This window comes from Pseudomonas sp. PS02302 (genome assembly GCF_029959585.1).
GTDB lineage: Bacteria > Pseudomonadota > Gammaproteobacteria > Pseudomonadales > Pseudomonadaceae > Chryseomonas > Chryseomonas aestiva.
Map to the genome: position 1 here is coordinate 1 of NZ_JASCON010000099.1, position 18,514 is coordinate 18,514.

General features: G+C 68.3%; 13 protein-coding genes. 5 read left to right on the top strand and 8 right to left on the bottom strand.

The window, feature by feature from the left end; genetic code table 11:
- The coding region (locus tag QMX82_RS23025) for an HD-GYP domain-containing protein (RefSeq protein ID WP_282287897.1) at positions 1–1,199 on the top strand (1,199 nt) is incomplete at its 5' end.
- A gap of 7 nt (positions 1,200–1,206) precedes the next feature.
- Here QMX82_RS23025 and QMX82_RS23030 read toward each other — a convergent pair.
- The 4 genes from QMX82_RS23030 to QMX82_RS23045 all read right to left on the bottom strand — a co-directional run bounded on the left by QMX82_RS23030 (position 1,207) and on the right by QMX82_RS23045 (position 5,430).
- Complete coding sequence (locus tag QMX82_RS23030) at positions 1,207–1,821, bottom strand: glutathione S-transferase family protein (RefSeq protein ID WP_208693098.1); 615 nt, start codon at positions 1,819–1,821, stop codon at positions 1,207–1,209.
- A gap of 108 nt (positions 1,822–1,929) precedes the next feature.
- Positions 1,930–3,306, bottom strand: a complete 1,377-nt coding sequence (locus tag QMX82_RS23035; RefSeq protein WP_208693097.1) for a sensor histidine kinase — start codon at positions 3,304–3,306, stop codon at positions 1,930–1,932.
- On the bottom strand, positions 3,303–3,977 hold the full coding sequence (locus tag QMX82_RS23040) for a response regulator (RefSeq protein ID WP_208693096.1): 675 nt from the start codon (positions 3,975–3,977) through the stop codon (positions 3,303–3,305). The genes QMX82_RS23035 and QMX82_RS23040 overlap by 4 nt, the downstream gene beginning before the upstream one ends.
- 124 nt (positions 3,978–4,101) lie before the next feature.
- A complete protein-coding gene (locus QMX82_RS23045) occupies positions 4,102–5,430 on the bottom strand; it encodes a PQQ-dependent sugar dehydrogenase (protein WP_282287901.1) in 1,329 nt (442 codons plus the stop codon).
- Positions 5,431–5,873: 443 nt separating this feature from the next.
- Here QMX82_RS23045 and QMX82_RS23050 point away from each other — a divergent pair, with 443 nt between their 5' ends.
- Positions 5,874–6,917, top strand: coding sequence for a glycoside hydrolase family 5 protein (locus QMX82_RS23050; RefSeq protein ID WP_282287903.1), 1,044 nt, complete (start codon positions 5,874–5,876; stop codon positions 6,915–6,917).
- Positions 6,918–6,995: 78 nt separating this feature from the next.
- A complete protein-coding gene (gcvH, locus tag QMX82_RS23055; protein ID WP_007161270.1) occupies positions 6,996–7,379 on the top strand; it encodes a glycine cleavage system protein GcvH in 384 nt (127 codons plus the stop codon).
- 79 nt (positions 7,380–7,458) lie between these two features.
- Here gcvH and QMX82_RS23060 read toward each other — a convergent pair whose 3' ends face one another.
- The 4 genes from QMX82_RS23060 to QMX82_RS23075 form a co-directional block, all read right to left on the bottom strand.
- Positions 7,459–7,773, bottom strand: a complete 315-nt coding sequence (locus QMX82_RS23060) for a DUF2388 domain-containing protein (protein WP_017639490.1) — start codon at positions 7,771–7,773, stop codon at positions 7,459–7,461.
- Positions 7,774–7,846: 73 nt separating this feature from the next.
- The gene (locus QMX82_RS23065) at positions 7,847–12,193 is read right to left on the bottom strand and encodes a PAS domain S-box protein (protein WP_282287908.1); all 4,347 of its coding nucleotides are present in this window, start codon (positions 12,191–12,193) and stop codon (positions 7,847–7,849) included.
- Positions 12,194–12,232: 39 nt separating this feature from the next.
- Positions 12,233–14,014 (bottom strand): GspE/PulE family protein, encoded by a 1,782-nt coding sequence (locus QMX82_RS23070; protein WP_282287910.1) that lies wholly within the window; start codon positions 14,012–14,014, stop codon positions 12,233–12,235.
- A 188-nt stretch (positions 14,015–14,202) separates the two neighbouring features.
- Positions 14,203–15,552 carry a CYTH domain-containing protein gene (locus QMX82_RS23075; protein ID WP_208693092.1) on the bottom strand — a complete coding sequence of 450 codons (1,350 nt, stop codon included), beginning with the start codon at positions 15,550–15,552 and terminating at the stop codon, positions 14,203–14,205.
- Between the two features lie 170 nt (positions 15,553–15,722).
- On the opposite strand from QMX82_RS23075, the gene argE reads away from it, so the two are divergent.
- Both argE and argA read left to right on the top strand, forming a co-directional pair.
- Positions 15,723–16,883: an acetylornithine deacetylase gene (gene argE / locus QMX82_RS23080; RefSeq protein ID WP_282287911.1), complete on the top strand. Its 1,161-nt coding sequence runs from the start codon at positions 15,723–15,725 to the stop codon at positions 16,881–16,883.
- 163 nt (positions 16,884–17,046) lie between these two features.
- Positions 17,047–18,345: an amino-acid N-acetyltransferase gene (gene argA / locus QMX82_RS23085; protein ID WP_133860543.1), complete on the top strand. Its 1,299-nt coding sequence runs from the start codon at positions 17,047–17,049 to the stop codon at positions 18,343–18,345.
- Positions 18,346–18,514: the final 169 nt, after the last annotated feature.

An 18,514-nucleotide genomic window follows, 5' to 3' on the forward strand; every position in this document is an offset into this window, starting at 1 on the left:
CCGGCGGGGGCCCCCCCCAGCGGGCGGGGCGGGCGGCGGGCGGCCCCCCGCCCCCCCGCGACCTGCAGAAGATCCAGGACAGCGCCGTGACCGCGGTGTGGATCGATATCGCCAAGGGACTGGATTGCCCGCCGCAGGCCGAGTGCCCGCCCGCGGTGGATCCGGTGCCGCTCCCTGAATCCGTCGCCGCGCCGGGCCTTGCCCGCGAGGTGCCAGCCGTTGCCGCTTCGGTCCCGGTTGCCGGCACCACGCCGGGTGCCGTCCTGAGCTGTCCGCAGGAAATGGCCCAGGCTTCCGCCGTGAGCGCCCACGCCAAGCAGGAGGTGGCGCGGCTGTTCCAGGACGTACGCCTGGGTCAGGCCATCGAGCTGAGCGAGGTGGCGACCGTGGTCGAGCAGATCTCGGCGTCGGTGCTGCGGCATCCCACGGCGCTGATCAGCCTGACGCGGCTGCGCACGGCCGACGAGTATACCTACATCCATTCGGTGTCGGTCTGCGCCCTCATGACGGCGGTGGCACGGCAGATGGAGCTGCCGGCGGACCAGGTGCAACTGGCCGGCCAGGCCGGCCTGCTGCATGACGTGGGCAAGATGCGTACACCCCTCGAGGTGCTCAACAAGCCGGGCAAGCTGACCGAGGCGGAATTCGCCGTGATGCAGCGGCACCCCGCAGAGGGCGTCGTCCTGCTGCGGCAGTGGGGCGCGCCCGCGGAGGTCGTCGACGTCTGCCTGCACCATCATGAGAAATTCGATGGCAGCGGCTATCCCCAGGGGCTGGCCGGTACCCAGATCAGTCTGCTGTCGCGCATCGCCGCGGTCTGCGACGTCTACGACGCCATCTCCTCGACCCGGCCCTACAAGACCGCCTGGAGTCCCGCCGAAGCGATCCGGCGCATGGCGGAGTGGAAGGGGCATTTCGATCCGCGGGTGTTCCAGGCCTTCGTCAGGACGCTGGGCATCTATCCGATCGGCTCCCTGGTACGGCTGAGCAACGAGCAGCTGGCGGTGGTGGTCGAGCAGCACCCGGACAGCCTGCTGACCCCGCAGGTGCGGGTGTTCTTTTCCGCCCGCTCGCGCACCCCGCTGCCGCAGCGGCTGCTGGATCTCGCCCGGCCGCCCGCCGATGAGCGCATCGTGCGGCGGGAGGATCCGGAGGAGTGGGGTTTTCGCAATCTGGAGCGGCTCTGGCAGCAGGCCTAGCGCCGATTCAGGGGCGGGTCGTCTGCAGCGAGGGACGCTCGCCGGTACGGGCGTACCAGGCGGCGATGCGCGGGCAGTCGCTGCGCCAGGCGAAGGTGGGGATGCGGAAGTCCAGATAGCCCAGCAGGCAGGCCATGCCCAGGCTGGCGACGTCGAATTCGCCGTCCAGCTCGGCGATGGCCTCGCGCTCGAAGTAGTCCAGCGCCCGGGCGATCTTTTCCTGCTGGTTGTCCAGCCAGAGCTTCCACTGCATGCCCGGCGGGCGCATGAAGCTCTCGTAGCGGATCTGCACCGCGGCTTCCATCATGGCGTCGCACAACGACGCCAGGGTCAGGCGGCGCCAGCGCTCCGGACCCTGGCGCGGTATCAGCGGGGTGCGCTCGTGCAGGGTGTCCAGGTAGTCGAGGATGACGCGACTGTCGTGCAGGCAGGTGCCATCGGCCAGGCGCAGGGCAGGGATCTTGCCGGCCGGGTTGGTATCGAGGACATCGCGATTGGGGTTGAGCGGCGTCTGCTGGACGATTTCCACTTCCACCTGCTCGATCAGGTCCGTCTCGTGGAGCATCACCACGACTTTGCGACCGAAGGGCGAGGCGGGAGTGTGGTACAGGATCATGGACATGGGCCGGGCTCTCCAGAATGCAGGACTGCATTCGCGTGTGGCGAATCCCTGCACTGTAAGCCCTAGGCCGGCCCGGATAAAAGATGGCCTTGGTCGTAGGTGGCCGGATCAGGCCAGGCCGGGCAGCTCGACGTACACCCCCAGCCCGCGTCCTTGCAGGCCTTCGCCCAGGTGCAGGTTGCCGCCATGGATTTCGACGATACGTTTGACGATGGGCAGGCCCAGGCCGCTGCCGACGTTCTGGCCGGCACTCTCGCTGCGGTAGAAACGGGTAAAGATCACCGCTCGCTCTTCCGGACTGACCCCGGGGCCGCTGTCGCAGACATTGATGCGTACCCGGCCGGGCACGTCCTCGACGACCCGCACCAGCACCTGGCCCCCGCTGGGGGTGTAGCGGATGGCGTTGCCCACCAGGTTGGTGAGCAGCACGCTCAGCCAGGTGGGAATGCCGGACAACTTGACCTCCTGATCCTCCAGCACCAGGTCGATGTTCTTCTCGATGGCCAGGGGCGCGAGTTCCGACAGGGTATCCGCCGCCAGCCGGCCGAGATGGACTGGGACGAACTGCTCCTGCAGGGCACCACTGTCCAGGCGGGCCAGGAGCAGGATCTGCTCCATCAGCTGGCTGATGCGTTCGGCGCTGCGGCGCACCTGCACCAGGCCGCGGGCGTGGGCCTGGGGATCGCTGGACCTCAGGGCGACCTGGGTGTGGGTCAGCAAGCTGGCGAGGGGCGTACGGATCTCGTGGGCGGCGTCGCTGGTCAGGCGCCGCTCGGCTTCCAGGGCGCCGTCCAGGCGCTGCAGCAGGGCGTTGATCTCCTCGACCAGGACCGCGGCTTCCAGCGGGACTCGATTCAGTGCCAGGGGCTCCAGGCGCTGGGCGGAACGCTGCTTGATCTGCGCGGCCAGCTGACGCAGGGGGTCGAGACCGCGGGTAACGCCGAACCAGATGAGTGCGGCCAGCACCGGCAGGGCCAGTGCCAGGGGAAACAGCGAGCCGAGCAGCAGCAGGTTGGTGGCACCGCGGCGATCGGCCAGGTTCTCGTAGATCCAGATGCGCCCGTCGCCGCTGCTCAGGCGCAGCACGCGCCAGTGCTGTCCTTCGGCCAGCAGACTGCTGAAGCCGGGTGGCTGGTCGGCCAGGCCGGCGGGCGGCGCGGGGGTACCGAGGCGCTGGTCACCGGCCTGCAGCAGATAGCCCAGGGCGTTGCGGCGCTTGAACAGCGGCAGGTCGGCGATGGCCGTGCGGCTGCGTTCCAGGGCGCGCGCCGCGGGCGGCAGGCTGTGGTCGCCCCCCTCGCTCAGGGTGGCCAGGTGCAGGGCCGCCGAGCCGAAGTCGAGCATGTCCTCGTCCGCCAGGCGATTCACCTGGCGCAGCACCAGCTGGTAGGTCACCAGCGCAGCGATCAGCCAGCAGGCGAAGATGCCGCACAGCAGCAGCGTCAGCAGGCGCCGCCGTAGCGAGACGGCCGGGCCGTCGGTCATGGGGCCGGCCGGTCGGGCTGGTCGATGCCGTAACCGATGCCGCGCACGGTGCGGATCAGGCTGGTGCCGAGCTTGCGCCTGAGGTGATGGATATGGACCTCGATGGCGTTGCTCTCGACGTCGCCGTCCCAGCCATAGAGCGCCTGTTCCAGGCGATTGCGCGAGAGCACCTTGCCCATGTTTTCCAGCAGCAGGCGCAGCAGGGCGTACTCGCGCGGTGCCAGTTCGACCGGCTGACCGGCCAGGGTCACCCGGTGGGTGGCCGGATCGACCCGCAGGTCGTTGTGTTCCAGTTGCGGCAGCGCCCGGCCGGCACTGCGCCGGGTAAGGGCGCGCACCCGGGCGAGCAGTTCGTCCAGATCGAAGGGCTTGGTCAGGTAGTCGTCGGCGCCGGTGTCCAGGCCGGTGACCCGGTCGGTGACCTTGTCGCGGGCGGTGAGGATCAGCACCGGGGTAGCGTCGCCGCGCTTGCGCAGGGCGGCCAGGACCTCGAGTCCCGAGCGACGGGGCAGGCCGATGTCGAGCACCACCAGATCGAAGGGATCGGTTTCCAGCGCTGCCTGGGCGGCCTGGCCATCGGTCACCCAGTCGACGGTATCGCCTTCCAGGGCCAGGCCGGCGCGGATGCCGTCGCCCAGCAGCATGTCGTCTTCGGCCAGCAGTATTCTCATCGGATTTTCCCAGGCGGTTGAGCGGTTGTACCGCTCCGGGCCGGCCTCGGCAAGAGCGGTGACCACCTCCAGGATGGTCAGCCTCCAGCCTAGGCCAAGGCGCTTAAGGGTGGATTAACAACGCTCAGGGGCGCTGGGCGCTGACCCGCCAGATCGTATTGCCGACGTCGTCGGCCACCAGCAGGCCGCCACGACCGTCGTTGATCACCCCGACCGGTCGCCCCTGGGCTTCCTCCTTGTCATTGAGGAAACCGGTCAGCAGGTCCCGCGGCGGGCCGCTGGGCTTGCCGTCCTGGAAGGGTACGAAGATGACCTTGTAGCCGCTCTTGGGATCGCGATTCCAGGAGCCGTGCTGGCCGACGAACAATCCCTGGCGGAAGGCCGTCGGCAACTGGCTGCCGGCGCTGGCGAAGGCGAGGCCCAGAGAGGCGGTATGGGTGCCCAGGGCATAGTCGGGAGTCAGCGCCTTGGCCACCAGATCCGGACGGGGCGGTTGCACCCGGCTGTCCATGGTCTTGCCCCAGTAGCTGTAGGGCCAACCATAGAAGCCGCCGTCCTGCACCGAGGTGGCGTAGTCCGGCACCAGGTCGCTGCCGATCTCGTCGCGCTCGTTGACCACCGTCCACAGCTTGCCGGTGGTGGGATCCCAGTCCAGGCCATTGGGATTGCGCAGGCCGGTGGCGAACAGGCGCTTCTGGCCACTGGCGCGGTCCAGCTCCCAGATGGCGGCGCGGCCTTGCTCGATGTCCAGACCGTTTTCGCCGACGTTGCTGTTGGAGCCCACGGTGAGATAGAGCTTCCTGCCGTCGCGACTGGCGATGACGTTCTTGGTCCAGTGGTGATTGATGCCGGCCGGCAGGTCGGTGACCGTCACCGGCGGGCCTTCCAGGTGAGTCGCCCCGGGGCGGTAGGTGAAGCGCACCAGGGCGTCGGCGTTGGCGACATAGAAGTCCTCGCCCACCAGCGCCATGCCGAAGGGCGAATGCAGGTGCTCGGCGAAGACGCTGCGGGTCTCGGCGACGCCATCGCCGTCGGCATCGCGCAGCAGGGTGATGCGGTCGGCGCTGGGTACCCCGGCGCCGGCCTTATTCATGAACAGGCCGGCGATCCAGTTCTTGATGCCGGGAAAATCATCGCGCCCGGGCGCATTGCTTTCCGCCACCAGCACATCGCCATTGGGCAGCACATAGAGCCAGCGCGGATGGTCCAGCCCGCGGGCGAAGGCCTGGACCTGGGTGCCGGGCGCGGCGATGGGCTTGCCGCCCTCGGGCCAACCGATCGCCGGCGCCACGTTGATGGTCGGCAGCAGGGTCTTGTGGGGCTCCGGCAGGGTCGGGGTCGGGCCATATCCGGCTTCGCGCTGCAGTCGCGCGGTCTCGCCACAGCCAAGGAGGGTCACGGCAGTCAGGGTCACGGCCAGGGTACGCAGGGGCGGGCGCGCGTTCAGGGGCATGGCAGGGCTCTCGCGAAGGGCTCGCAGGATAGAGCGCGGCGTCCGGGGAACGTTCCGGGTCCGGTTCTGGAGCACAGCCGGCAGGCTCGTTACGAACGGTTTTGGAAATGACTCCTTTTGGTCTATCGGTCTTTTTGCGTGCCGCGGTTCCTCACTCGTCCTTTTATGGATACAGAAAGTCCTGTCGATTCAAGGCGTTAGCCTGACTGCGCTGGCGCCTATGGAAAAGTGGCGGCTATCTGACGCGAATTAAAGCGTAACTGGCTGTTTTTTCAGGAAAAAAATCACTAAAGCTGGCGGCGGGGACGCCGATAGCTGCCCCAACAATGACGACGAAGTCGCACCCAGTGGCGCCGCAACAGGACGCGGCCGCCTGAGCTCGCCTACGCCAGAACCCGCTAGCTTGCGGGGGCGGGGAGTCTTTCTCTTTCACAGGTGCAGTCATGCAATCCCTTACCCGGCGCTTGCGCCAGTTTTCCCTGCGGCTGGCCGGTACCCTGGCCCTGAGCAGCGCGCTCTTTGGCTCGGCCCAGGCGGTCGAGCTGGTCGGTCTCAACTTTTCCGGTGCCGGCTTCGCCAGCCAGGTGCTGCCCGGTCTCAACAACCGCAACTACATCTTCCCCAGCGAACAGCACTTCAAGGACTGGAGCGCCAAGGGCATCAAGCTGGTGCGCTTTCCGATCATCTGGGAGCGCATCCAGCCCAGGCTGAATGCCACGCTGGATCCGGACTATGGCGCCCTGGTCACCCAGACGCTCAACTACGCCCAGAAATACGGCGTCAAGGTGATCCTCGATCTGCACAACTATGCGCGCTATCGCGGCGAGGTCATCGGCGCCGGCAAGGTCAGCTATTTCAACTACTGGGACGTGACCTATCGCCTGGCTTTCCGCTTCGGCAAGCATCCGGCGCTCTTTGGCTACGACATCATGAACGAGCCCCACGATGCCGTGGCCTTCTGGCCGATCGCCGCCCAGCACGGCATCAACGGCATCCGTACCGTGGACAGCGTCCATCCCATCATCGTCGAGGGCAACGGCTGGTCCAGCGCCGCCCGCTGGCCGCAGTGGAACGACCCCCTGCTGGCGCTCAAGGACCCGGCCAACAAGCTGATCTTTTCCGCCCACGTCTACTTCGACAATGACGGCGGCGGCCAGTACGCCAGCAAGGACATGAGCGGTTTCGACCCCATGGTCGGGGTGAATCGCGTCAAGCCCTTCGTCGACTGGCTGAAGAAGAACGGCAAGCAGGGCTACATCGGTGAATTCGGCGTGCCGGACGACGATCCGCGCTGGCTGGTGGCCATGGACAACATGCTGGCCTACCTCAAGCAGCACTGCATTCCGGCCAGCTACTGGGCCGCCGGTCCGGGCTGGGGCAACTACAATCTGGCGGTGGAACCCATCAACGGTGTGGATCGACCCCAGTGGGCCACCCTGAAGAAGTACGTCGACAACCGCAGTTGCGCGAGCATCGGCCCCAATTAAGCCCTGCCGGCGATGGCGGTCCCCGGGGTCGGCAGGCTACCCTTGCCTTTTTAACCGTGCCAGCCCCGAGGACCTCTCATGAGCCAGATTCCCGCCGACCTGCGTTATGCCGCCAGCCACGAATGGGCCCGCCTGGAGGCCGACGGTAGCGTGACCGTCGGCATTTCCGACCACGCCCAGGAGGCCCTGGGCGATGTGGTCTTCATTGAACTGCCGGAAGTCGGCAAGACCCTCGCCGCCGGTGACCAGGCCGGGGTGGTGGAGTCGGTCAAGGCGGCCTCGGACATCTATGCCCCGGTAGGCGGTGAGGTGATCGCCGTCAACGAGGCCCTGGCCGACGCGCCCGAGCAGGTCAATGGCGAGCCCTATGGCGCCTGGTTCTTCAAGCTCAAGCCGCAGGATGCGGCCGAACTGGACAAGCTGCTCGACGCCGACGGCTATCGCGCGGCCAGCGAAAGCTGAGGCGCCGTTCGCCGTCCTGAGCCCGGATAAAGAAGAACCCCGCGCAGCATGACCGGCGGGGTTCTTTTTTTGCCTGCCCTTACTGGGTCAGGATACGCATGGCGAGGTCGTTGTCGCTGGCCTGCAGGCCCGGCTCGGCGGCGCGCATGTCGCGCAGCGCGGCTTCCAGGTACGGGCCGCGGATCTGGCCGTTGCTGGCCAGGTAGGAGCTGGCGTCGTCCTGGGTGGCGGCGACGATCTTGTGGTCGTCACGGCTGGTGGTATAGAACGAGCCGGAGGTTGCCCCCAGGGTCGCGGCATGCCGCCAGAACCGCGCATCCGCATTGGCGGCAGTGGTCGCGGCCAGCAGCGGCAGACCGATCAGGGAAACCAGAGCAAGCTTCTTCAGGCGCATGGATGAGATCTCCTTCTTGAGGTCTCCTATAGAGAGCTCAGACGTCCGCTGAGTTCCAGAACTCTGCATCAGCCTAGCGCTGGATCATGCTGTGGATGCGTTCGGCCAGGGCATCAATGTCGAACGGCTTGATCAGCATATCCATGTTCTCACCGAGGAATTCGCCGCGCACCTTGGCGTTCTTGGCATAGCCGGTGATGAACAGCACCTTGAGCTCGGGCCGTCGGCCACGGGCGATCTCGGCGAGCTGGCGACCGTTCATGCCGGGCAGGCCGACATCGCTGATGAGCAGGTCCAGGCGCTGATCGCTCTCGATGATCGGCAGGGCGCCGTCGGCATCGCTGGCCTCCAGGGCGGTGTAGCCCAGTTCGGCGAGCACCTCCAGCACGATCATGCGCACGGCGTATTCGTCTTCCACCACCAGCACGGTCTGGCCGGCTTCGGCGCGGGGCGCGACCTTGAGCGTCGGCTGATCGGTGCTGGCCGCCGCCACCTCGGGGTGGCGCGGCAGATAGAGACTGATGGTGGTGCCCTGGCCCTGTTCGGTATCGATGCGCGCGGTGCCGCCGGACTGCTTGACGAAGCCGTAGATCATCGACAGGCCGAGCCCCGTGCCCTGGCCGGCCGGCTTGGTGGTGAAGAAGGGCTCGAAGGCCTTGGCCTTGACCTCCGGTGGCATGCCGGTACCGGTGTCGGCCACGCTCAGCCGGACATAGTCGCCCGGAGTCAGGGATTCGCGCGCGGCCGCCTCGGCGTCCAGGCTGAGGTTGGCGGTGGCGATGCACAGCTCGCCACCGGCGGGCATGGCGTCGCGGCCATTGATGACCAGATTGAGCAGGGCATTTTCGAGCTGGTGGGTATCGCTGTAGGCGAGCCAGGCGACCGGTGCGAGATCCAGGCGCAGGGCGACGTTTTCGCCCACGGTGCGCACCAGCAGATCCTGCAGCGAAGCGACCAGCTGGTGCACGTCCACCGGCTGCGGATCCAGGGTCTGGCGGCGGGCGAAGGCCAGCAGGCGATGGGTGAGGGCGGCGGCGCGGTCGGCCGAATTGACCGCGGCATTGATGTAGCGGTCCAGGTCCTGGGTGCGGCCGTTGGCGATGCGCAGGCGGATCAGGTCGAGGGCGCCGACGATGCCGGTGAGCATGTTGTTGAAGTCATGAGCGATGCCGCCGGTGAGCTGGCCGATGGCTTCCATCTTCTGCGACTGGCGCAGGGCTTCCTCGGTGCGCTCACGCTCGTAGATTTCGGCGATCAGCCGCGCGTGGCTGCGTCCCAGTTCCTGGGTCCGCTCGGCGATGCGCTGTTCCAGCTGGTCGGTGGTCTGGCGCGCCTCGGTGACGTCCACGCCACAGCCCACCAGACCGTGGAATTCGCCATCGAGCTCCAGGCGCGGGGTGCCCTCCAAGCGCAGCCAGCGCCATTCGCCCTGGGCATTGCGCACCCGCACCTCGGCGCGCAGGGCGCTGTGGGTGGCGACGGCCTGCTTGAAGGCACCTTCGAAGGCCGGGCATTCGCTGTCCGGGAGCAGGGCGCTCCAGCCCTGGTCGTGCAGATCGGCGTCGTGCAGATCGAATTCGCTGGCGAAGCGCTGGTTGACGAATTGCAGCTGGCCGTCGGCATCGCAGGCCCAGATCAGCACCGGAGCGCTGTCGGCCATGAGCCGGAAGCGGCCCTCGCTCTCGCGCTGGGCGTCCTGGGAGCGCTGCCGGCAGATGGCCGACCAGAGCCGGTCGGTGACATCGCGCAGGAATTGCACCTCACCTTCCGTCCACAGCCGGGCGCGCTGGTCATGGGCGACGAAGAGCGCGCGCAGGCGGCCATCCTCGTAGAGCGGGATATCGACCAGCGCCGCGATCTCCAGATCGAGCAGGCGCTGGGCATTGGCCTGGGCGCGCGGGTCCTGGCTGACATCATCGATGACCAGGGGCGCTGCGCCGTCCTGGTTGCTCAGGCGGTCGGAGGTGAGCAGCGGATAGGCCAGGGCCTGGTCGAAGCTGCCGTTGGGCGTCCACAGCTGCTGCGGGACGAAGGCGCCGCTGCCCTCATCCAGACGGGCATAGCCGACCCGGCGCAGGCCCAGCCGCGTGCCGACCAGTTCCAGGGCGGCGGCGACCCCAGCGCTTTCCGGATCGCCTTCGCGCAGGCGATCGCCCAGCTCGATCAGGGCATGCTGGCGGGCTTCGGCTTCGCGGCGTTCCTCGATCTGCCGCCGCAGCTGGCGATTGGTCTCGCTGATGCGATCGGCGTCATGGCGTTCGCGGGTGATGTCGCGCGCGATACCCACCAGGCGGCGGCGCCCACCGGGCTCCAGGCGTTCACGCCCGCGGATGCTCAGCCATACCGACTCGCCCTGGCGCGAACCGCGCACCCGAAAGGTCAGCCGCAGATCATAGGCGTTGCCACCGCCCTGGATGGCGGCCGTCACATAGGCCCGTACCCGGGGCGCATCGGCCGGATGCAGGGCGTGCAGCAGGGCTGCGCCGCGCATCGCGCAGCGGCGCTCGCCCGCCCCGACCAGATGGGCGAGGCGGGTATCCCAACTGATCAGGTCGCGGTCGATGTCATAGTCCCAGACACCAAGGTCGGCGACGTCCATGGCCAGGGCGATGCGCTGCTCGGCCAGGCGCAGGGCGTCGGCCGCGGCGGTGCGTTCGATGACGATGCGGATGCGCTCGGCCACCTCGCGCACCAGGGCCACGTCGCCGATGGTCCAGTGACGCGGCGTATTGGCATAGAGGAACAGCAGACCGACCAGCTGCTCCTCGGCGAGCAGGGGCACCACCAGGCCGGCGCGAACGCCATGGTCCACCAGTTGGGTGCGCATCTCGCCCAGGCGGCTGTCCTGGGTGCTGTCTTCCACGCTGACGATGATGCCACGGCGCAGTTCCTCCACCGCCGAGGTGTGCCAGTGGCCCAGGCTGGGCAGGTTGAGACGGTGGGTTCGCCCCTGTTCGAGCCAGTCGCTGTCGATGGTCAGGCTGCCGTCGCGACCGACCCGGGCATAGCCGATGCGCTGCACGGCCAGCAGATGGCCGAGGCTGTCGCCCAGCACCGAGGCGACTTCGCCGGTGTGGGTCACGCCATGCAGCAGATCGCCCAGTTCGAGCAGAAAGCGCTGGCGATCATGGCTGCGGATGCGTTCGCTGAGATCGACGAAGGTGCAGATGGCGCCCTGGATCTCGCCGTCGCGCCAGAGCGGCTGGGCGCGCCATTCCACCGGCAGCAGACTGCCGTCCTCGCGCAGCAGGGCGTCGGCGGACAGGTGCAGGGTGGAGCCTTCGCTGGCGGCGCGCTGCAGGGCGCGGGCGCCATCCTCGCTGCGGGCGGAGCTGAGGCGGGGGGCCAGGCGCTCGCCGAGGAGGTCGCGCTCCTCGGATAGGCCGAGCATCTGCCGGAAGGCGCGGTTGCAGAGGGTGGCGCGCCCTTCGCGATCCAGGGCGCAAAAGCCTTCGTGGGTCGATTCGAGCAGCGGGTGGGCGAAGGCCTCGCTTTCTCGTAGCGCCGTTTCCGCCCGCTTGCGGCTGTCGATGTCCTGGGCCACGCCGACCCAGTGCTCGATCTCGCCGCTGGCGTTGGTGAAGGGCATGGTGCGGGTTTCGAACCAGCGGTAGTGGCCCTCGGCATCGCGCAGCTGCAATTCGAGGCTGCCGGCGACTCTCTGCTCGCGTACCTCGCGCCAGCGCCGCAACAGCTGCGGACGCTGCTGGGGATGGATGGCAGCGGTCCAGAGATCGGGATCGGCGACCACGTTGGCCGGACTCAGGCCACTGTATTCGTACCAGTAGCGATTGGCGTATTCGAAGCTGCCATCGGGACGCGCGAACCAGATGATCTGCGGATTGACGTCCATCAGCGCGCGGTAGTGGGTTTCGTCGAGGGTGCTGTGCCGCGCCGGCGACGCGACCTGTTGCCGGGTCTCGAGCAGGCGCAGCACCTGGCGCGCCAGGCGTTCGAGTCCGGTCAGGCGCGCGGCGCTCAGTTCGCGCGGTTGCCAGTCAAGCACGCAGAGGGTGCCGAGAAAGACGCCCTCGGCCGTTCGCAGCGGGGCCCCGGCATAGAATCTCAGCCCGGCCGGATCGATCACCAAGGGGTTGTCGGTGAAGCGCGGGTCCTGGCTCAGGTCTTCGATCTGCCGTGCTTCCCGGGCGGCGTGCAGGTGCTGGCAGAAGGACAGGGCCAGGGGGATTTCCGCCACGCCCAGGCCCCGTTCGGCGACGAACAGCTGCTGCTGTTCGCCCAGCAGGTTGACCGCGGCGATAGGGGTTTCGCAGAGGGTGGCCGCCAACTCCACCAGGTCGTCGAGCGCCGGCTCCGGCTGGCCGTCGAGCAGGCCATAGGCCGCCAGGATCTCCTGGCGGCGACGTCGCTGCTCGGCGTCCTCGGCACCCACGGCAGGGTTCACGACGATTGTCTGCACGGCTGGCTATCCTTGTTCCGCTCGCGGGCTGCTGGGGCGCTAACGTTCGCTCTGGGGCGTGACGCGCAGGACTTCTTCCACGGTGGTGAAGCCGGCGGCAATCTTTTGCGCACCGGACAGCCGCAGGCTGCGCATGCCTTCCTTGAACGCCTGCCGCCGCAGCGCGGTGATGTCGGTATCCGCCGTCACCAGTTCGCGCAGACTATCGGAGAGGGTGAGGATTTCGTATACCCCGGCACGACCGCGATAGCCGGTGTCGCGACATTCCGGACAACCCGCCGGCTGCATGGCGCCAGTGGGCAGCGGCGCGTTCCAGGGCTTGGTCAGCTCCTGCCAGGTGGCCGGGTCCAGCTCGACAGACGTCTTGCAGGCCGGGCAGAGGGTGCGCACCAGGCGCTGGGCCATGACGCCCAGCACCGTGGCGCGGATCAGGTAGTAGGGCACGCCCAGTTCGATCAGCCGGCTCACCGAGCTGGGGGCGTCGTTGGTGTGCAGGGTGGAGAGCACCAGGTGCCCGGTCAGCGCCGCCTGGATGGCCATCTCGGCGGTCTCCAGGTCGCGGATCTCGCCGATCATGATGATGTCCGGGTCCTGCCGCATCAGCGCCCTGACGCCGCTGGCGAAGGTCACCTCGATGTTGTGCTGCACCTGCATCTGGTTGAAGGCGTCTTCCACCATCTCGATGGGGTCTTCGATGGTGCAGACATTCACCTCGGGCGTGGCCAGCTGCTTGAGGGTGGTGTACAGCGTGGTGGTCTTGCCCGAACCGGTGGGGCCGGTGACCAGGATGATGCCGTTGGGCTGACCGGTCATGCCGGCCCAGCGGCGCAGGTCGTCGGCGGAGAAACCGAGCTGGTCGAAGCTCTTGAGCAGCACGTCCGGGTCGAAGATCCGCATCACCAGCTTTTCGCCGAAGGCGGTGGGCATGGTCGACAGGCGCAGTTCGACTTCCTTCTCGCCGGCCATGCGCGTCTTGATCCGGCCGTCCTGGGGCTTGCGCTTCTCGGCGACGTTCATCCGGCCGAGGTTCTTGATCCGGCTGACCACCGCCAGGGTGACCTGGGCGGGGAACTGGTAGACGGTGTGCAGCACCCCGTCGATGCGAAAGCGCACCGCACCCTGTTCGCGGCGCGGCTCGACGTGGATGTCGCTGGCGCGCTGCTGGAAGGCGTACTGGAACAGCCAGTCGACGATATTGACGATGTGGGCATCGTTGGCATCCGGTTCGCCATCGGCGGCGCCGAGATTGACCAGCTGCTCGAAGTTGCCGACGCCGCTGGTCTTCTGCTCCACCGCCGAGGCACCGGTGACCGAGCGCGCCAGGCGAAAGAATTCCTGGGTGTAGCGGGTGATGTCCGCGGGGCTGGCCACCACGCGCTTGATCGGCCGCTGCAGCACATGGGTGAGGTTGCTCTCCCAGCTGTGCACGAAGGGCTGGGCGCTGGCCACCGTCACCTCGTCCGGGCTCACCGCCACGGCGAGGATCTTGTTGCGCTGGGCGAAGGCGTAGGACATCAGCGGGGTGACCGAGGCCACGTCCACCTTGAGCGGATCGATGCGGTAGAAGGGCTGACCCGAATACTCGGCGAGCCAGCGGGTGAGGCTGTCCAGGTCCAGCTTGCGCCCCGGGCGACTGAGGTCGTCCACGCTCTGCGCCGCGAGGAATTCCAGCGGATGCTGCTGCGGATTGGCCGAACCACGGCGCAGGAGCAGGCACTGCTCGGCGGTCTGCTGATCGATCCGCTGCTGGCTGACCAGCTCGCGCAGGATGTCGCCCAGGTCGAGCCAGCGATCAGCGGAAGGGGAAGCTATGGCGGACATCTGGACTCCTTGGAAAGGTGGTCGCACCGGGGTGACACCCGGCGCCAGACCGGGGGCGACCTGCCTGCCGTACCCGCCAGGTTGGTCGCCTCCTCCAGCATAGCGATTTTGTATTAAGGAATCGCTCGCGGCCTTATGCCATCAGGATGGACGGCCGGATGCGCCAGGCGTTCCCGCCGTCCGGCGGCTCAGGCCAGGGCTTTCCAGGGCGCCAGGCCATAGACCAGGCGCGCCTGTTCGGCGACCCCGGCGAGATCGCCATGGGCGCTCAGCGGCGCCAGCTTGCCCAGCTCGCCATACAGCCGATCGGCTTCGGGCAGGTCCAGGGCGCCACGCGCCAGGTGCAGCCAGACCTGCATCCGCTCCAGCCGCGGTAGCTGCTGCTGGATCAGCTCGGGTTCGGTGATGGCGCGCAGCAACGGCAATTCGGCCGCTTCCTGGGCCAGGAAGCGCGGCAGCCACTGGCCGAGCGGGGTCACGCCCTGGCGCTCGCCACGGCCGGTGCGACCCTGGATCCAGGCGCGCTCATGCAGCCAGCGCGCGGCGCGCAGGGAGAACAGGCCCCAGCGCGGCTGTTCCAGTTCGGTGGCGAAGCGCTGCGGCGCCTGGCGGCGGGCCTCCTCGTCGTCCTGGCCGATGGCGGCCAGCGGTCGCCAGTCGGCGAGCAACTCGTCGAGGGCCTGGCGCAGGTCGCGACTGGTGGCCCGCGGGGCGGCCTGGCCAAGACTGCCGAGCAGGGCGCGCAGGTCGATCAGCTGGTGCACCCAGTCCACCAGCAGGCGCCAGTGGCCGTTCCAGCGATACTGTTCGGCCAGGCGCTGGCTGCCGGCCAGCAGGTGCCAGCCGAGGCGGACGACGGCCTCGTCCAGCGGCGTCTCGGCGTCCAGTTCCGGCGCGGACAGATAGAGGGTGTAGCTCGAGGCATCGTGCAGGCGATAGCCGCGTTCGGCCTTGCTGATGTCGCAGGGCATCAGCGGGAGTTCGGCGGCCAGCTGCTCGGCCAGTTCCAGCAGCGCGGCCGGTTCACCCTGGCGCAATTCCAGCTCGACCTCGGCAATGGCCTCGCGCTGGTCGCCGGCGCGCACCTCGCCCTGGTCGAGGGCGACCTCGATGATGGTCCGGGCCTTGCCCCGGCCCCAGGCGATCTCCGCGGCGTCGCGGACGAAATCGGTGTCGAACACCGGCTGCAGACGGCGCAGATCCAGGTCGGCCAGCTCCGCCGGCCAGCAGCTGTCGTCGAACAGCGCGGTGTCCAGGGTGGCATCGGCCAGCGGCCATTCCCATTCGTTGCGCTCGGACAGCCCGGCCAGGCTCTGGCCACGGCTCTTGAGCGTCTGGATGAAGCGCTCGCCATCACGCCGCACGCGCAGGGCCACCTTGGCATGGGCCAGGTCGCGGGTGTCGGTGTCGTAATAGCAGTTGGAGAGTTCGTGGCGCTGCCAGCCCTCCTTGCAACGCTTCTTCAGCAGCGGATGAGCGCGCAGGGCGTCGAGGGTGGCCGCACTGGCGCGCAGCTTGATTTCGGTTTCTTTGGCCATTGGAGGATCCTGGCGCCGGAAGAGAACGGTCCGGCTCCGTGCCGAGCGCGTCATGACGACGGACGGCGAGAACGTGGGCGCTAGTTTAGCCCGTCCCGCCCCCCTGGCGCATGAAGGTTTCATCGCGCAGCGGATGGCGCCATGATGGAGGCGTGACCAGGAGACCCCGCATGACCCTGCCCGCGCTGAAAGCTCTGTTCTCGACCCTCATCGCCGAAAGCTCGGTGAGCTGCACCCAGCCGGCGCTGGACCAGTCCAACGCCGGCGTCATCGCCCGCCTGAGCGACTGGTTCGGCGCCCTGGGCTTCGCCTGCGAGACCCAGGAGGTGACCCCGGGCAAGTTCAACCTGATCGCCACCCTGGGCAGCGGGCCGGGTGGTCTGGTGCTGGCCGGCCATACCGATACCGTGCCCTATGACGCGGCGCTCTGGCAGGCCGATCCCCTGCGTCTGCGCGAAGCCGACGATCGCTGGTACGGCCTGGGCAGTTGCGACATGAAGGGCTTCTTCGCGCTGATCCTCGAAGCCGTGCGCGAACTGGATCCGCGCCAGTTGCGCCAGCCGCTGATCGTGCTCGCCACCTGCGACGAGGAATCCTCCATGGACGGCGCCCGGGTGCTGGCCGAAGCCGGCCGCCCCCTGGGCCGCGCCGCGGTGATCGGCGAGCCGACCGGTCTGCGGCCGATCCGCCTGCACAAGGGCATCCTCATGGAGCGCATCGACATCCTCGGGCAGAGCGGCCATTCCTCCGATCCAAGTCTGGGCCACAGCGCCCTGGACGCCATGCAGGCGGTGATGGGCGAGCTGCTCGACCTGCGCGCCCAGTGGCAGCGCGAATACCGCAATCCGCTGTTCCTGGTGCCCCAGCCGACCCTCAACCTGGGCTGCATCCATGGCGGCGACAACCCCAATCGCATCTGCGGCCAGTGCGCCCTGGAATTCGATCTGCGTCCGCTGCCGGGCATGCAGCCCGAAGCCCTGCGCCAGGCCATCCGCGGACGGCTGCTGTCGGTCGCCGAACGCTTCGGGGTGCGGATCGACTACCAGCCGCTGTTTCCCGCGGTGCCGCCCTTCGAGCAGCCGGCCGAGGCCGAGCTGGTGCGCCTGGCCGAGCGCCTGACCGGCCACACCGCCGACGCCGTGGCTTTCGCCACCGAGGCACCCTATCTGCAGGCGATCACCCAGGAGGTGCTGGTCCTCGGTCCCGGCGACATCAGCTGCGCGCACCAGCCCGAGGAGCACCTGGCGCTGGCGCGGATCGCGCCTACCGTAAGGCTGCTGCAGCAGCTGATCGGCCACTACTGCCTGGACGAGGCCGCGGCCGTCCGATGAACAGACCCGCGCGCCCGGCGTGACTTTTTGTAAACTCCAGACGGTCTACTGACGCTCTCTGCCCATCCGCTCCCTGTCGAGGAACCTCCGTGCTGCGACGACGCTGAACGCCCTGCCTGCCCTCGTTCACCCTCCCGCCTATCCACCAAGGGTCTTCGTCTCGATGCACGATTACGTCAACTGGCTCCGCCACGCCTCGCCCTATATCAACGCCCACCGCGACGCCACCTTCGTCGTCATGCTGCCCGGTGATGGCGTCGCCCACCCCAACTTCGGCAACATCGTCCACGACCTGGTGCTGCTGCACAGCCTGGGCGTGCGCCTGGTGCTGGTGCACGGCTCCCGTCCGCAGATCGAATCGCGCCTGGCCGCCCGCGGCATCGAGCCGCGCTTCTACAACGACCTGCGCATCACCGACGGCCCGACCCTGGAAGCGGTGATCGATGCCGTCGGCAGCCTGCGCAGTGCCATCGAGGCGCGCCTGTCCATGGACATGGCCGCCTCGCCCATGCAGGGCTCGCGGCTGCGGGTCGCCAGCGGCAACCTGGTCACCGCGCGCCCGGTCGGGGTGCAGGACGGCGTCGACTTCCACCACACCGGCGAAGTCCGTCGCATCGACCGCCGCGGCATCGGTCGCCTGCTCGACGAGCGCACCATCGTGCTGCTCTCGCCCCTGGGCTATTCCCCCACCGGCGAGACCTTCAACCTGGCCTGCGAAGACGTCGCCATGCGCGCCGCCATCGACCTGGGCGCCGACAAGCTGGTGCTCTACGGTGCCGAACCGGGCCTGCTGGACGAACACGGCGCCCTGATCCGCGAGATCGGCCCGCAGCAGATCCCCACCCATCTGGCGCGCCTGGGCAGCTCCTACCAGGCCGAGCTGCTCGACGCCGCCGCCCAGGCCACTCGCGGCGGGGTGCGCCGCTGCCACATCGTCGGCTACGCCGAGGATGGCGCCCTGCTCACCGAACTCTTCACCCGCGCCGGTAGCGGCACCCTGGTGGCCCAGGAACCCTTCGAAACCCTGCGCGAGGCGACCATCGCCGACGTCGGTGGCCTGATGGAGCTGATCCGCCCGCTGGAAGAGCAGGGCATCCTGGTGCGCCGTTCCCGCGAGGTGCTGGAGCGCGAGATCGAGCAATTCAGCATCGTCGAACGCGAAGGCCTGATCATCGCCTGCGCGGCGCTCTATCCCATCGCCGACTCGGCGGCGGGCGAGCTGGCCTGCCTGGCGGTCAATCCCGACTACCGCCACGGCGGCCGCGGCGACGCCCTGCTGGCACGCATCGAACAACGCGCCCGCGAGCGTGGCCTCGGCACCCTGTTCGTGCTCACCACCAAGACCGCCCACTGGTTCCGCGAACGCGGCTTCGAGCCAAGCGGCGTGGAACGTCTGCCGGCAGCACGGGCGTCGCTGTACAACTTCCAGCGCAATTCGAAGATCTTCGAGAAGGGCCTGTAAGGGCGCGCTCGTAGGTTGGGCTGAGACGGCTGCATCGTCGACGCCCAAGGGTGCCAAACCCCTCGTCATCGCGGCCATGGGCCGCTCCTGCACCTTCTAGGCACACCTGTAGGAGCGGCCCATGGCCGCGATAGCTCCAGTCCGAATCGAAGCCGCTCCAAGGCGCAGC

What these genes read in the sequence shown, in the direction of transcription:
- QMX82_RS23030 (WP_208693098.1), bottom strand. Translation starts at nt 1,821, where the DNA reads ATGTCCATGATCCTGTACCACACTCCCGCCTCGCCCTTCGGTCGCAAA.
- QMX82_RS23035 (WP_208693097.1), bottom strand. Translation starts at nt 3,306, where the DNA reads ATGACCGACGGCCCGGCCGTCTCGCTACGGCGGCGCCTGCTGACGCTG.
- QMX82_RS23040 (WP_208693096.1), bottom strand. Translation starts at nt 3,977, where the DNA reads ATGAGAATACTGCTGGCCGAAGACGACATGCTGCTGGGCGACGGCATC.
- QMX82_RS23045 (WP_282287901.1), bottom strand. Translation starts at nt 5,430, where the DNA reads ATGCCCCTGAACGCGCGCCCGCCCCTGCGTACCCTGGCCGTGACCCTG.
- QMX82_RS23050 (WP_282287903.1), top strand. Translation starts at nt 5,874, where the DNA reads ATGCAATCCCTTACCCGGCGCTTGCGCCAGTTTTCCCTGCGGCTGGCC.
- gcvH (WP_007161270.1), top strand. Translation starts at nt 6,996, where the DNA reads ATGAGCCAGATTCCCGCCGACCTGCGTTATGCCGCCAGCCACGAATGG.
- QMX82_RS23060 (WP_017639490.1), bottom strand. Translation starts at nt 7,773, where the DNA reads ATGCGCCTGAAGAAGCTTGCTCTGGTTTCCCTGATCGGTCTGCCGCTG.
- QMX82_RS23070 (WP_282287910.1), bottom strand. Translation starts at nt 14,014, where the DNA reads ATGTCCGCCATAGCTTCCCCTTCCGCTGATCGCTGGCTCGACCTGGGC.
- QMX82_RS23075 (WP_208693092.1), bottom strand. Translation starts at nt 15,552, where the DNA reads ATGGCCAAAGAAACCGAAATCAAGCTGCGCGCCAGTGCGGCCACCCTC.
- argE (WP_282287911.1), top strand. Translation starts at nt 15,723, where the DNA reads ATGACCCTGCCCGCGCTGAAAGCTCTGTTCTCGACCCTCATCGCCGAA.
- argA (WP_133860543.1), top strand. Translation starts at nt 17,047, where the DNA reads ATGCACGATTACGTCAACTGGCTCCGCCACGCCTCGCCCTATATCAAC.